The organism is Microbulbifer regidiadema (SeqCode) (assembly GCF_052466995.1).
The window spans coordinates 15,309-29,722 of record NZ_CP174297.1 but is presented as its reverse complement, the minus strand read 5'-3'; the positions used below and the strand labels follow the sequence as shown (position 1 = coordinate 29,722).

The 14,414-nt window shown below is 50.2% G+C and carries 14 protein-coding genes and 1 CRISPR repeat array; of the genes, 3 read left to right on the top strand and 11 right to left on the bottom strand.

What is annotated here, in order from left to right; genetic code table 11:
- Window positions 1-36: 36 nt before the first annotated feature.
- The 5 genes from ACJJIK_RS00130 to ACJJIK_RS00110 all read right to left on the bottom strand — a co-directional run bounded on the left by ACJJIK_RS00130 (window position 37) and on the right by ACJJIK_RS00110 (window position 3,614).
- Window positions 37-633: a BRCT domain-containing protein gene (locus ACJJIK_RS00130; RefSeq protein WP_444943844.1), complete on the bottom strand. Its 597-nt coding sequence runs from the start codon at window positions 631-633 to the stop codon at window positions 37-39.
- Between the two features lie 47 nt (window positions 634-680).
- The gene (locus tag ACJJIK_RS00125; protein ID WP_444943843.1) at window positions 681-1,463 is read right to left on the bottom strand and encodes a YwqG family protein; all 783 of its coding nucleotides are present in this window, start codon (window positions 1,461-1,463) and stop codon (window positions 681-683) included.
- Between the two features lie 203 nt (window positions 1,464-1,666).
- A complete protein-coding gene (petA, locus tag ACJJIK_RS00120; RefSeq protein ID WP_444931785.1) occupies window positions 1,667-2,236 on the bottom strand; it encodes a ubiquinol-cytochrome c reductase iron-sulfur subunit in 570 nt (189 codons plus the stop codon).
- A 160-nt stretch (window positions 2,237-2,396) separates the two neighbouring features.
- A complete protein-coding gene (locus ACJJIK_RS00115) occupies window positions 2,397-2,915 on the bottom strand; it encodes a hypothetical protein (RefSeq protein WP_444943842.1) in 519 nt (172 codons plus the stop codon).
- A gap of 72 nt (window positions 2,916-2,987) precedes the next feature.
- On the bottom strand, window positions 2,988-3,614 hold the full coding sequence (locus ACJJIK_RS00110) for a DUF4326 domain-containing protein (RefSeq protein WP_444943841.1): 627 nt from the start codon (window positions 3,612-3,614) through the stop codon (window positions 2,988-2,990).
- Window positions 3,615-4,065: 451 nt separating this feature from the next.
- Between ACJJIK_RS00110 and cas9 the strand changes: the two genes are divergently transcribed.
- From cas9 to cas2, 3 genes are all read left to right on the top strand, one after another.
- Complete coding sequence (gene cas9 / locus ACJJIK_RS00105; protein ID WP_444943840.1) at window positions 4,066-7,368, top strand: type II CRISPR RNA-guided endonuclease Cas9; 3,303 nt, start codon at window positions 4,066-4,068, stop codon at window positions 7,366-7,368.
- Window positions 7,369-7,391: 23 nt separating this feature from the next.
- Entirely contained in the window at window positions 7,392-8,294 is a 903-nt protein-coding gene (gene cas1 / locus ACJJIK_RS00100) for a type II CRISPR-associated endonuclease Cas1 (protein WP_444943839.1), read from the top strand.
- 75 nt (window positions 8,295-8,369) lie between these two features.
- Window positions 8,370-8,702 (top strand): CRISPR-associated endonuclease Cas2, encoded by a 333-nt coding sequence (gene cas2 / locus ACJJIK_RS00095; protein ID WP_444943838.1) that lies wholly within the window; start codon window positions 8,370-8,372, stop codon window positions 8,700-8,702.
- Window positions 8,703-8,739: 37 nt separating this feature from the next.
- Window positions 8,740-9,039: a CRISPR direct-repeat array (repeat unit 36 nt; unit sequence AGTTTATCGAACTTTCCGATGGTGGGGAATCGGAAC).
- Between the two features lie 40 nt (window positions 9,040-9,079).
- On the opposite strand, the gene ACJJIK_RS00090 is transcribed toward cas2, so the two are convergent.
- From ACJJIK_RS00090 to ACJJIK_RS00065, 6 genes are all read right to left on the bottom strand, one after another.
- Window positions 9,080-9,970: a hypothetical protein gene (locus ACJJIK_RS00090; RefSeq protein WP_444931788.1), complete on the bottom strand. Its 891-nt coding sequence runs from the start codon at window positions 9,968-9,970 to the stop codon at window positions 9,080-9,082.
- Window positions 9,971-10,121: 151 nt separating this feature from the next.
- Window positions 10,122-11,606 carry a lysine--tRNA ligase gene (gene lysS, locus ACJJIK_RS00085; protein WP_444931789.1) on the bottom strand — a complete coding sequence of 495 codons (1,485 nt, stop codon included), beginning with the start codon at window positions 11,604-11,606 and terminating at the stop codon, window positions 10,122-10,124.
- 79 nt (window positions 11,607-11,685) lie between these two features.
- Window positions 11,686-12,781 (bottom strand): peptide chain release factor 2 gene (gene prfB, locus ACJJIK_RS00080; protein WP_444943837.1). Its coding sequence is split into 2 segments (ribosomal slippage): window positions 11,686-12,708 and window positions 12,710-12,781, totalling 1,095 coding nucleotides; the frame shifts between segments, so codons are not numbered across the junction.
- A gap of 93 nt (window positions 12,782-12,874) precedes the next feature.
- A complete protein-coding gene (locus ACJJIK_RS00075) occupies window positions 12,875-13,267 on the bottom strand; it encodes a MerR family transcriptional regulator (RefSeq protein ID WP_444943836.1) in 393 nt (130 codons plus the stop codon).
- A 22-nt stretch (window positions 13,268-13,289) separates the two neighbouring features.
- Window positions 13,290-13,748, bottom strand: coding sequence for a hypothetical protein (locus ACJJIK_RS00070; protein WP_444931792.1), 459 nt, complete (start codon window positions 13,746-13,748; stop codon window positions 13,290-13,292).
- Window positions 13,749-13,781: 33 nt separating this feature from the next.
- Window positions 13,782-14,405 (bottom strand): LysE family translocator, encoded by a 624-nt coding sequence (locus tag ACJJIK_RS00065; protein WP_444931793.1) that lies wholly within the window; start codon window positions 14,403-14,405, stop codon window positions 13,782-13,784.
- Between the last annotated feature and the right edge of the window lie 9 nt (window positions 14,406-14,414).

The following is a 14,414-nucleotide window of genomic DNA, read 5'->3' as shown; positions in this document are numbered from 1 at the left end:
AATTTTATGCGGGCCAGTCTCCCAAATCGCTCACGATCAATCATCAATCGCCTCATACGCCTCATTAATAAGGCCCTCAAATTCACTACCTGTTATTATTTTTATTTTATATTTCTTCGCGCTGGCAATCTCATTTAAATCAGGATCTTCTCCCTCAATAAGCATTGTGGTTTTTTCACTTACAACCTCTTCCAGTATACCGTCATACTCCTCAATGATGGCCTCTAGGTCATCCTTACAGTGATCCTCCAGGTAATCGTCAAACTCACCCGTCAATACAATATACTGATTGCTAAAATCCAAACCAGGATCTTGACTTTCAATCCAATTCCAATCAACTTCTTTATAAGATTCATAACACTCTTTATTTTTATAGTAAGAATTTTCTCCACACTGGCTGTTAAATACGCTAGCTTCTATATCTGCGGCCCCACTGGATAACAGGAGGTCAACAAATTTTTCAAATACGAACAAAGTGCCCGTATAGAAAGTCAACCTTATAAGCCCCGACTCTTCACACCACTCTAAGTCATGGTACGTATTGTGATCCAATGAAGTAAGTAGATTGTTGATCTCTGGTAGATTTGACTCACCCTTAGGGTTTATGACTACGATAAATGATTGCTCAGACACAATAAAACTCTTATGGAAAATAGATAACTAGACTAGAACCTAATATTTTAACAACAATCCCAGTTGTACCAAACCCTTGAGAAGTCCAGTTGCTCAAGAGCTTCTTTTTCAATAAAGAAGTTACCTACCCCTACATCTCCCCACATAATATCAATATCATCAGAAAACTCTGAATCCATCTGAAACAATAGAATCCAGTTGTCATGCTCTCCATTTATACGAGGGTCATCCTGTGTGAAGTTGGCATAACCACCGAGCTTACTTCCATCTGCTATAAACTTTTCGTAAATATAATTCGCAAGTTCACTCTCATATTCAAATGGATCAGTTGCATATTTTTCATATCGAAAATCTGTGGGTGATGGAATTTCACTGTCTTGTGTACACTCCAATCGATACTCCCTACAGACAGGAAGAGGGTTTTTCTGACTGGCTTCAGGGAGGTCATTTTCAATAAGATCTTCACTTACTTCTATATCGGCGTGATAGATCACTCTATAACCATCCGGAGAGTTAACAATTTCCTCAGTTGACAAATCAAAATCGAGACCATAAAGGTCATCATCTGCAATAAAAAACTGAAGGACACCACTTTGAGGAAAGCCGGGCAAGCCCGGTAGATCAGCAAAGTTTATCTGCGCAAGAAGAAACAACTTTTGTCCAGATTTGGATTCTGGATACTCCATACCTTTCGGCCAGTATGGCTTCCCTCCAAACTTACTACTCCATCTATTCTTAGCAGCCTCTGCTATTGGTTTCAGCTTGAGAACAGGCAGGGAAAATTTCTCCAATTCAGCTCGGATTTTCTTTCCTTCTACTTCAATATCCACTTTATACTCATTTTGGATATTCTACACTTGACATATACCATTAAGGTAAACGCTTGGAATAAGTTAACTTTAATGACAGGGGGGGATTGCTAAATCATATTTATCATATTACAACTCTCGCTACGGGCGGATGGCTAGCTCTCGCTCAGCATAAACTTCCATGCTGCGAGAAAATCAAGTATTATTGATCGATCCGTAAAAAACTATACTTCATACCCCAACCCTAGAATTAATTTTCCTTTTTCATATCCGTAAGGAGGAATTTCCAAATTGACTGGGGCGGGAACCCCTTTAAAGACTCTACCCGCAGAATCGAATTTGCTACCATGGCACGGACAGAAATACCCGCCAGACCACTCTTCTTCATCCAAACCTAGATCAGCAGCATCGGGGCTGTGTATAGTCTTGCAGCCAAGGTGTGTACAAAAAGGTACATAGACAAATATACTTGGATCTATAGATCGATACTTATTTTTAGCAGCTTCAGGCTGTTCAGAATCTTGAGATTTAGGGTCGCGAAGTCTTGATTCATGTATCTCAAAAAAATCAAAGTCTTCAGGGGTTCTTCTATATATATGCACGACCTTACCCATCCATTCTGTACGGATAAGGTCACCTTCTTTTAGAGTGGATATATCAACTTCGACATTAAAATCTCTAATGCGCCCTTTGCGGATATTCCACGACTTAGAGAAAGGAACGAGGGAGCCTAGAAGCCCAACTCCAGCCATTCCTACAACGGTATACTGAAGGAATTTTCTTCGAAAACTCATATTTCCTATAGCCTTTTAACGATTCACACAAAGAGCCGGTTTGGCAAAATGGTGACTCCAAAGTAAGCCCCCGGGCGCCCATAAAGCCAACGACACTTTTATTTCTTCACTGCGGCATAGTGCCCGGATCAGAGATTTAGCAGTTTGAAGACAATCTTTTTTAACGATTAAGATCATCAACAAGAATCCGCTTCCACTTACCCCTGAGCACATAAGGCTTCCCTTGCATTTTATAGGTTATATTACATGGAAATTCAGATGGCCCATATACTGATGCGACATCAATGATAGGTTTTGATAAAACAACTTCACCCGGTGCCAGCTCAATGATTTCAGGTTGATAATACCTACTAAAGCTACCCACCCCCTCCCCCACAACTAGTTGCGAAAGCTGGATCGTAGCGCCACTGTGATTTCGAATATAAACTTCATTAACCGAAACAATTGTATCTGAAGATGCGAGAAATTTCTTTTGTGCAGGAGTTAATCTATAGGCGCTTGGTAGGCGTTCCTCACCTAAGATAATAAAAGCATCAAAGCTTAATCTATTATCTTCAGAGTAGATTAGACACTGAAAGTATTCGCTATACTTCAATCCAGAAGCATCCACCACCCGACCTTTTGGCATGCAACCGGAGGTGACCATAAATATAAGGACAAATACCAGGATTCTACTCATTACCCCCACCATAAGCATTGACACCCACAGGTGAGGCACCGCCCCACAAATAAAATAATGGACACAATACGATTATTTTCCATCATCCCAGCTATTGAGAAAATCGGCCAGAACATCGCCATGACAGCTTGCAGGCTTACAAAAGCAACCGAGCCTTTTACCCGCCAAAGAATACACCTCATCCCTTTTCAAGTGAGGAAACTTGTCAAAATCAAAGTCGTATTTAAACTTTCGAATGACTTCATCCCTATCATCTCCCCCCGCAAATATAGAGTAAGGATTACCCCATTTTGAGCCCCTACCTATATACTCATAGACAGAAGTATTGTCCCTTCCATTAAATTTCTGATCTTGCTTTACATTAACCACACGGGTAATTTTTACTTTTATATACCTTAAAGGAATTCCCCTATCCTCAAGTAGGCTTCTCTCCCCAAAAAAATCTTCACCATCATCAAAAACTATAGCGTGAGTAATATTGGCACTATCCCACTTTGGGTTTTCAGAGAACTTAACCCCCTGAAGCCGATCACTGCAAAGTTTCTTCACGAAACAATTATAATCGCAAGGAATCACTATAGAATAACCATCCAGGCCGGATAACACCCTCAAAACTTTCCTCTCAAACTTAGGAAAGCAATTAAACAGCCTTGGGTAGAAGATTAATACCCGATTCGCACCAGAATAAATATTTAACATCCAACTTCACGTCAAAGTACTCACTTAGACATTTTACCAGCAAGCTGAGCAAAGAAACCGCCTGTCAATTCAAAAGTTAAACCCCCAACAAAACATCCATCACTAAAAAATAAAAGCTATTACAGCGGGACTTTTATCCAGGATTAGATGTAAAAAAGAAAAGCCATTGGATACTGAAGATATACAGACAGAAATGAAACATGCGCACCAACTAAAATGGGGCTTTGCATATTAAAAGAGCCCCCGAAGAGGCTCGTATATATCGTTGGTCTCGGGCCAAAGCCCTGACCTTGTTACCGAAGGTCCCCACCATCGGAAAGTTCGATACTCAATTAGGCTACCCCCTTAGTTACTCACTGTCAATGCCATATTACAAATTCCCTTTTGGCTGTTTTTCAATGTAACCTACACCTACAACAAGATAAGCAATACAAGCAATATGGATAATGCTATGTATCAACTTGGGATTGATTTGGGTACGGCTTCAGTTAGCGCAGCGGCATTTTCTCTGGATGATAAAAGCCACCCTCTCGACTTAGTCTGGTGGGAAAATCAAATTTTTTCCGAACCTTTGACAAATGATAAGGGGCAATTGAAGCCCAAAAAAGCCGAGCGAAGACAAGGCAGACAGCAGAGACGGCAGATAGAGCGGCGAGCGGGCAGATTCAGACGGATAGCTGCGCTTAGGCCTCTACTTGGCCTTCCACGCACAGTGGCGCCGTCGCCGAATACAGAGATTCACTATCTGCGCGCCCGTGCGGCGCGCAAGGAAATTGAACTCGAAAGCTTACATCGAGTTTTTATGCATTTGGCCAAGCGCCGAGGCTATGGCGGCACGTTGAAAGTGCAAAGCAACTTATCCGACACCGGTGAAGTCAAATCGGGCAACCTCCTCCTGGTCGAAGAGTTACAATCCCTTTCAGAGATATTACAAGCCCCCAGAGCAACTGTTGGAGAGTACCTTTATCAAAGAAAATTGCATAACTTGCCAACAAAGCTAAAGGTCGCCAGCGAGGGCTGTTATTTTTGTCCTGATTACCCAAAATTTCGAGCTTCGCTGAAGCTTGAGCCCCTCGGTGATCACTTACCAAATATGTATACCCTTAAAGATGATTTGATTTTTGAGTTCAATCAAATCTGGGCTACACAACAAAAATATCACCCCAAACTAGAGTCTACTGCGCTGCGGCAATCTTTTTTTGATGCTTTATTCTTTCAACGTCCACTGAGATCCCCAGAAGATAAGGTCGGTAAATGCTCACTAGACCCCTCACATCTGCGCGCACCTCGAGCGCAGATGGCCGCGCAAGATTTTCGTATCGAGAAGCAATTACTGGATCTTCGCTGGGGCAGAGGTAAAAAAGCTCTAACACTGAGCCCAGAGCAACAGGCTATTATCAGGACGCTACTCAATAATTATCGGGAAGTATCATTTAGCCGTATTGAAAAGGCTCTAATCAAAGCTGGACAAATCCCCCCTGAGGGCAGGCCTCTCAATATAGACCGAACCCAGCACGGTGGACGCGAATCTCTAAGCGGCAATTCTACTCTGGCTGCCTTTCGCTCACTCAATTTAGAAGAGCACTGGAACAATCTGCAAGAGATTACTCAAATTCAAGTTATTAATTTTCTCGCTGATTTGGGCTCTCCAGAGCAGCTGGATAGCGACGACTGGCACGAGCGTTTTGTCGGAAAAAATAAGCGGCCAAAATCCTTTACTGAAGAATTTAGATCTTTTATCAATGAGCTTAGAGTACAGCCTAAATTCGGACGCTTATCTGCGATGGGGTTTGACAGTGGGCGAGCCAACTACTCGGTCAAAACCCTTAAAAAGCTTAGCCACTGGCTTCGACAGCAAGAGCGAGATGATAGCAAAACTCTCAGCGAGTACGCGGCAATTCAAGCCTGCTTCCCCGAAGCGGAAAAGCGATCTCCAGCTTGCGATCAGGCCCTGCTCGAGTCGCCACCCACTACGGGAAATGACACTGTTGACTTGGCTCTGCGCCAATTGCGCTCAGTGATTAATCGCGCCATTACCGCGCTTAACGGCAAGCCGGAGCAGATTGTTATCGAGCTAGCCCGGGAAATGAAAAAAGGCCCCAAGGCCCGCAATGAGCAGGAGAGGCACAACCATAAACTGTCTCGCGCCCGCAAGTCAGCTGCCACAGAGATTGTGCAGCAGGGGCTGGCCCCAACGTCTACTCGCATTCTCAGCTATCAGCTGTGGAAGGAACAGAGCCTCCAGTGCCCCTACTGTGAGAACAGTATCAGCCTACAACAAGCTCTCTCTGGAGCTGAGACGAACCTAGAGCATATTTTGCCTCGCTCACTGACCAATGTTGGGCGGCGGCGCTCCGAACTAGTGCTTTCCCACAAATCCTGTAATGACGAAAAGGGCAATCGCACACCCTACCAAGCCTTTGGCCAGGATAAACAGCGCTGGCGACTTATTGAGTCCCGGGCAGAGGCTCTTAGAAAGAAGAGCAAACAGAAGTATTACCGAAAAGCATCACTGCTTCTGTTAAAAGACTACGAGCAGGAAGTCTTAACAGACGAAAGCATAGCCGGCTTTGCCGACCGCCAGCTACACGAGACCTCCTGGCTGGCCAAGGTGGCCGCGCAGTGGCTATCTAAGCTGGGCTGCCAGGTCTATGTCTCCAGAGGCCAGCTTACCGCCGATCTCCGCCACCGCTGGAAGCTAAATACGGTTATCCCTCAGGTACGCCTTACCAGCAACCTGCCCATTTCCGATACAGACGGCCAGGAAATCTCCAAAGAGGAGTTTGAGCGCTTTAGAAAACACTGGGAAGGCCACCCTGTGAGTGGGGAGAGCTGGACCCCACGGAAGTTAGACAAACGTATTGATCATCGCCATCACCTGATCGATGCGATTGTTATTGCCCTAACCTCAAGGAGCCTTCTGCAAAAATACGCCAACGCCTGGAGGCGCGCCGAGGAGGTTCCAGGAAGGAAGCCGCGATTGGAGCTTGCTGCCCCCATCCCCAATATTCGCAAGTTAGCATTCAAGGCTGTACAGGCGTGTTGGCCCAAACACAAAACAGACCGCTATCCAGATGCCCGCTTATTCGAGGATACCGCATACGGTTTAAGTGAAAGACAAACCCCAGAGGGTGAGAGTGAAGAATGGCTGGTTGTGCGCAAATCTATTTCAGCTATGGTGGCCAAGGGAAAATCCGCCGATCAGGCTATTAAGCAACTCAATAAAGTAGTAGGGGTAACTATTAGAGAGCATCTGCTGAAAATATTTAAGCAGCGCCTTGCCGCAGGGCAAACACCGCAGGAAGCTCTAGCCTTACCTATTGAATATCAGGGCAATATTTTACGAAAGGTCCGCTGCTACTACCAACGTAGTCGCAATGCCAAACGCATTGAGCACAGTAGCCGCTCCGGTATTCACTATAAATACCTAATCCCAGACGGTTACGCCTATTTACAAGCCTGGCAGCAGAAAAATGGAGAGATTAGCTCCCCGGCGCTTATTCGCCCCGCTGAGGCACTGGCAGGCAAAGGGCAAACAGTGCCGGAAGGCTGTATCCGCGTTTACAAGGGCGACACCTGGCGAGAGCGGCAATCTGGCCGCCACTTTTTGGTTCGAGAGTTTAGTGCCGAAAACAATATTCAACTAATATTAACTCCCGCAACGGAAACCAAACCCGTAAAGCAATTAAATAAAAGTTGGGGTAAAACAAAAAAATCTGTCAGTAAATTTTTTGTAGATTTTGAACCGGTATAACCCCCTCACAAAAGGGAGCGCAGGTGTCAGAGCAACATATTCTCCTGATTGAAACCCCCTGCGCCCTCAGTATTCACCTGGGTTGCCTGCGTATCTGCCGGGAAGACGAGGGTGCCATACGGATTCCCCCGGAGGATATTGCCGTTGTCTGCCTACACCACTTTGCCATTCAAATCAGCGCAGCCGTACTACAGGTACTCGTAGATGCCGGGGCAATTATTATCCTCACAGATAAGCGCCACCACCCCGCAGGAACTCTGCTGCCAGAATTTGGGCGCAGCCAAGCCACTTTGCGGCTGCGCCAACAACTTGCCCTGGAGCAAGCAGGGGTAACACAGGCCTTGTGGGAGAAATTGGTAGCCGCACGCCTGGGTACTCAGGCAAAGGCTCTAGAGAAGCGGCAACGGAAATCCACACAACGCCTCAGGCGAATGTCCAAGATCGTCAAGGCAGGGGATTCTGCCAACCTTGAGGGGCAAGGGGCCAAAATCTACTGGCGGGAGCTTTTCGATAAACCCTTCCAGCGCGAGAAGCGCGGTGCTAAAGATCCATGTAATGCCCGTTTGAATTTCGGCTATACGGTTATTCGCTCCTTAATTGCCCGGGAACTGGCTATTGCAGCGCTGCGGCCGGAACTGGGCCTTGGTCACCACAGCCAGGAAAATCCATTTAACTTAGCAGACGATTTTCTTGAAGCCTACCGATTTATTGTTGAAGAGGCTGTTGTAAGCCTCGGTGACCTGGGAGAGCGCCCCTTAGATGCCGAAGCCCGGCGGCAATTACTCAGCCATATTTTTGCAACTACCGTCCAGCTACAAGACAAAGATTTTCGCTTAGCCGCCGCTATAAAACAGACAATCCAAAGCTATATTCAAATATTGGAAAACCCAAATCAAAAATTGGCGCTACAACTACCCGATTACTGAACCACTTTAGCGAGGGGAAGAAGAGTGGCTGCGGCAAGCTACCGCCAAGTCCACTCATATTTTTTGGGGTTTCCAATGTCAATCAATGGATGGAGAGTTATGTGGCTAATCACTGTGTACGACTGCCCCGTCGGCACCGCCGAAGCGAGACATGACTACACGGTGTTTCGTAAGAAGCTGTTAAACTACGCCTTCTCCCAAGTGCAATACTCCCTATATGTACGCCACTTTCCGACAATTGCCAGTGCCGAGGCGATGATCGAGCGCCTTAAAAAGCAAATTCCCGCAGATGCAAAAGTGGCCTTTATGTTAATGACCGACAAACAATATGGTATGACCCGTGAGTTTCTTGGCCCAGAACCCAAACAACAGCGTCCAAATACCCCAGAGCAAATACTTCTTATTTAGGAAAAGTCCAACCAAGTCAATGGGTTGGGCTTTTCCCAGTTTATCGAACTTTCCGATGGTGGGGAATCGGAACAATGTGGCACCTTGGGATTTTGTACCGGATAGTTTATCGAACTTTCCGATGGTGGGGAATCGGAACTCTCGTTTATCTCATCAACATAGACATACCAGTTTATCGAACTTTCCGATGGTGGGGAATCGGAACCGCTGAACATTGAAGCTCAAATGGATATTGAGTTTATCGAACTTTCCGATGGTGGGGAATCGGAACTAGCAGTCTCCCACAGGGCTATGAAAGGGTAGTTTATCGAACTTTCCGATGGTGGGGAATCGGAATATACCCCAAATAGGATAAAAGCTATCAATTCCTCTAACCGCTACCAGCGCCAAGTCGCCGCAATATAGGGCCCATGCTGGCTAATATCGTAGGCAAAGCGCCCATCCGCCAGGCGGTCGGCGTAGTCGATGCTGTAATACTGGTAACCAAAGCGCAGCGAAGTGGTTTGCCAGGCGCGCCAGTCGAATCCAGCCAACAGATTCCACTGCAAGTCATCCCCCCCAGAACCAAAACCGCCCACCTCTGTGCGCGCAGAGAAGGTGAGGCAATCATTGACGGCGATCGCTCCGCGCGCGGCCAGGGTGGGCTCCCACCAACTCTGTTTGCCACCGAGGCGATTGCTGAATTCAGGGCGAGGGCCAATATTAATTCCGGCTCTCGCTTTTACCTCTTGCTTTAACCGGTTCCAGCGCAAACCCGCGCCAGCATCAACAAAATAGCGGCGGCCACTTTTTGCCAGGTTGCCTTCGAGGATTCGATAACCACCGAGGAGATTAATCCAGCCCTGGCGGGCGTCCACCTCCACATCAATCTCTATATCAATATCCAGCTGTGGGTTGCGCGGCGGCGGGATAGTCGCGCCTTTATCCAGCCTGAGATTGACATAATAGAGATCCGCCACTACCCCAAAGCGCCCTTTCCAGGCTTCCAGGCGCAGGGAAAAAGCCGCGTTGAGCAGGTCCAGGGTTTCACTTAAATCCAGGTCTATATCGACACTGGTGTCAGCGACAGTAGAAGTCCCTTTAGTGCGAAGCGGGAGGAAAAGATAGGGGGTGGCGAGAAAGCGCCAGTCATCGGCCTCAGTGGGGGGCGGTTTGGCCGTGGATGCGGACTCCGAACTCTGCGCGTTGATAATAGCGGGGGTAAGGATACACAGCGCCAGCACTAGCGCCTGTATGCGCTTTTCTCTTTTCTCTTTTCCCTGTCTCATAACTGCCACTACCCGATTAATACGAAGTACACACCACCCAATAAGGATAGATAGGAGTAGGAAAATTTCTGAGCGAGAAAAATGAAGATTGGGGACAGGCAGGAGGGCCGCAGAAGACACTGCCGGGCAGGCGCCCGGCAGTGAGAGGCGATTAGTCGTTCGCTTCAGGGCGCATATGCGGGAACAACAGTACGTCGCGAATCGACGGCGAGTTGGTAAACAGCATTACCAGGCGGTCGATACCGATACCCTCACCGGCGGTGGGCGGCAGGCCGTATTCCAGCGCGCGGATATAGTCGGCGTCGTAGTGCATGGCTTCGTCATCACCGGCATCTTTTTCCGCCACCTGGGCCTTGAAGCGCTCGGCCTGATCTTCGGCGTCGTTCAGCTCGGAGAAGCCATTGGCAATCTCGCGGCCGCCAACAAAGAACTCGAAGCGGTCGGTGACAAACGGGTTGTCATCGTTGCGGCGAGCCAGCGGGGATACCTCGGTCGGGTACTCAGTGATAAAGGTCGGCTGGTCAAGGCGGTGCTCTACGGTCTTCTCGAAGATCTCGATCTGTACCTTACCCAGACCCCAGCTATCTTTCAGCGGGATTTCCAGCTTCTCGGCAACGGCGCGGGCGGATTCGATATTGTCGATATCGGCCGCAGTGAGTTCCGGGTTGTAGTGCAGGATGGAGTCAAACACAGACAGACGTGCGAACGGCTTGGAGAAGTCGTAGCTGCTGTCCTGGTATTCCACGGTAGTAGAGCCCAATACATTCTCACAGATACCGCGCAGCATCTGCTCGGTGAGATCCATCAGGTCATTGTAATCCGCGTACGCCTGGTAGAACTCCAACATGGTGAATTCGGGATTGTGGCGCGTGGACAGGCCTTCGTTACGGAAGTTGCGGTTGATCTCGTAAACCCGCTCAAAACCGCCCACGACCAGACGCTTCAGGTACAGCTCCGGGGCGATACGCAGGTACATATCGATATCCAGCGCATTGTGGTGGGTGACGAACGGGCGCGCGCTGGCACCACCGGGAATAACTTGCAGCATGGGTGTTTCCACTTCCATAAACTGCTGGCCATTCAGAAAATCGCGGATGTACTCGATAATTTTGGAGCGCACGCGGAACACTTCGCGGGCTTCCGGCGTGGCGATCAGGTCCACGTAGCGCTGGCGGTAGCGCAGTTCCTGGTCGGCAATGCCGTGGAATTTTTCCGGCAGCGGGCGCAGTGCTTTGGTCAGTAGGCTGTACTCTTCGCAGTTGACGTAGAGGTCGCCCTTACCGGATTTGTGCAGCGTACCCTTCACACCGACGATATCGCCGATATCCCAGGCACCGAAGCGCTCTTTAATATCTTTTTGTGCCGCTTTATCGGCATACAGCTGGATACGGTCAGACACATCCTGGATCACCATAAAGGGGCCGCGTTTAGCCAGGATTCGCCCGGCTACGCACGCCCGTTTACCCAGTTCTTCCAGCTCCTCTTTCTGTTTATCGCCGAACTCAGCTTGCAGGTCGGCAGCGAGGTTCTCGCGGCGAAAACTGTTGGGGAAAGCATTGCCCTTCTCGCGCAGAGCGGAAAGCTTGGTGCGGCGCTCGGCGATCAGTTTGTTTTCGTCTTGCTGGATATCAGTCATGGTGATCTATCAGTTTTGTGAGTGATATTGCCCCTCGCCTCAGTAGAGACGGGGGCGCGGTGAGTGTGGAGCGTTTAAATCAGAGGCCGGCTTTGAGGCTGGCTTCGATAAATTGGTCCAGGTCTCCGTCCAGTACTGCCTGGCAGTTACTGGTCTGAACATTGGTGCGCAGGTCCTTGATACGCTGGTCGTCCAACACGTAGGAGCGAATTTGGCTGCCCCAACCGATGTCGGCCTTGCTGTCTTCCATGGCCTGCTTCTCTGCGTTGCGCTTGAGCATTTCCTGCTCGTACATTTTTGCGCGCAGCATTTTCCAGGCTTTATCGCGGTTTTGGTGCTGGGAGCGCTCGCTCTGGCACTGTACGACGATACCGGATTCTGTGTGGGTCAAACGCACGGCAGAATCGGTTTTGTTCACGTGCTGACCACCGGCGCCGGAGGCGCGGTAGGTGTCTTCACGCACCTGGGACTTGTCGATTTCAATCTCGATATTGTCATCGATTTCCGGTGACACAAATACCGAGCTGAAAGACGTGTGACGGCGGTTGCCGGAGTCAAACGGCGATTTACGCACCAGGCGGTGGACGCCGGTTTCCGTGCGCAGCCAGCCGAAGGCGTGGTCGCCGGCGAAGTGTACGGTGGCACTCTTGATACCGGCAACTTCCCCTGCGGAGACCTCTTCCAGGGTGGTCTTAAAGCCGTGGGCTTCACCCCAGCGCAGGTACATGCGCAAAATCATTTCCGCCCAGTCCTGGGCCTCGGTGCCCCCGGAGCCGGCCTGGATATCCAGGTAGGCATTGTTCTCGTCGTTCTCGCCGGAGAACATGCGGCGGAATTCCAAAACTCCCAGCTGCTGTTGCAGGCCTTCGATCTCAGCAGAGACCTCGTCGACGGAGTCCTCATCATTTTCCTCGACGGCCATATCCAGCAGTTCGCGGCAATCGGCGATGCCGGCGTCGAGGTTTTCGATAGTGTTAACTACCGTTTCCAGGGAGGAGCGTTCGCGCCCCAGTTCCTGTGCGCGGTTGGGATCGTCCCAAACGCTCGGCTCGGCCAGCTCCAGCTCTACTTCTGTAAGGCGTTCTTTCTTGCTGGCATAGTCAAAGATACCCCCTAAGAACGTCGGTGCGCTCTTCGAGGTCTTTTAATTGATTGAGGAGGGGATTGATTTCCATGAACTTTCGGTGTCCGGACAAAATAAAAAGCGGCGCGTATTCTACCGCAGCGCGCGGGGGTCCTTCCAGTCAGAACCCTGCGGGAATGCGCGATTAAGCAGTCTGCCCGGACAGCTTTTGCAGAATTGCACAATCCGGGGACTCATTCCCCGCACAGCTGTCGGCAAATGTCCGCAGAGTAGCGCGCATCCCCAGCAGGGTCTGCAACTGCTCCTCGACCTGGGCCAGCTTGTGATTGACCAGAGCTTTGGTCTCGCGGCTGTGGCGCGCCGGGTTGTCCCGCAGCCCCAGCAGGGCCCGCACCTCTTCCGTTGCAAAGCCGCAGGCGCGCGCGCGGCGCACAAAACAGAGGGTCTCGATATCGGCACTGGTGTAATCCCGATAACCGTTTGCAGAGCGGCCGGGCACCAGCAGACCGATACTCTCGTAGTGGCGCAGGGCCTTGGCGCTGAGGCCCGAATGCGCTGCGGCCTGGGAAATATTCACGCTTACCCCCTCAGAGCAGGATTCAGATGCTGTTGTCCCGGCAGCCGGTAAACTGATAGCGCACCTTCTCTGCGGGGTTGTACCCCAGCTCCAGGGCGGAATCCAGAGCGTCCACGCCGATAGAATGCAGCAGAATATCCCCGGTGGGTGCGCCACACACGGCGGTAAACATTCTGTCGGTGCGCACTCCGCAGCGGGACTCCTGCACCAGCACCCCGTCGCCGCGCAACTTGGCCAAGCTCTGCTGCAAGGTCATACCACCGCCCTCGCACTGCTTGCTACCACTGCTGCGATAGACCCACACCATTTCTCCCGAGGGCATCGTTGCGGCGGCAGGCGCCGATACGGCCTCGGACTCGACAGCGCTCGGTGTGGTCTCAACCTCACCCTCCAGCGCCGGCTCCTGCCGCGACTGACCGCACCCGCTCAGCGAGATAAGCAGTACCCATACCCACAAGAAAGACAACCCTTTGTTCAGCACAAGACATCCTCCGTCCATCAATAATTAGCCGCTTCAGGATAGCGCCAACCAGGCCCCCACCGATAGCATCAAAGTCCCGGAAATCCGATTTACCAGGCGCACATTTTCCGCCCGCGCCAGCAATCGGCTGAGCGCCTGGCCGCCACTGGCATAGAGCAGCAGGCACAGCGCTTCCAAAAATAACAATATCGACAACAAGACTGAAAGCTGGGGGAGCAAAGGCTTGGCATCGTTAATAAAAGGCGGCAGCAGCGCAATAAAAAACGCCCAGCCCTTGGGGTTGGCTACGGCGGTGACAAACCCCTGTAGCGCCAATGCCCTGGGCGCTGGCCGGCTCACCCCAACCCCGCCCTGATCCAGCAGCGCCAGCTGGCCCCGGGAGCGCCACATCTGCACCCCCATCCAGGCCAGATAGGCGGCCCCGCAGTATTTGAATAACTGAAACAGCGCGGGATACTGCACCATCAATACCGCAGCGCCGAGTGCGGAGGTAATAGCGACCAACGCGACACCGAGCAACTCTCCCACCATCATCCACAAAGTGTGGCGCACGCCCAGGGTAATTCCCAGGCTGAGCGACAGCATCATGCAAAGCCCCGGTGTGACCGAGGCAAAGAAGCTCGCGGGAACAAAGAGTGCCAGTGCCGATAATTCCATAGTTATTCC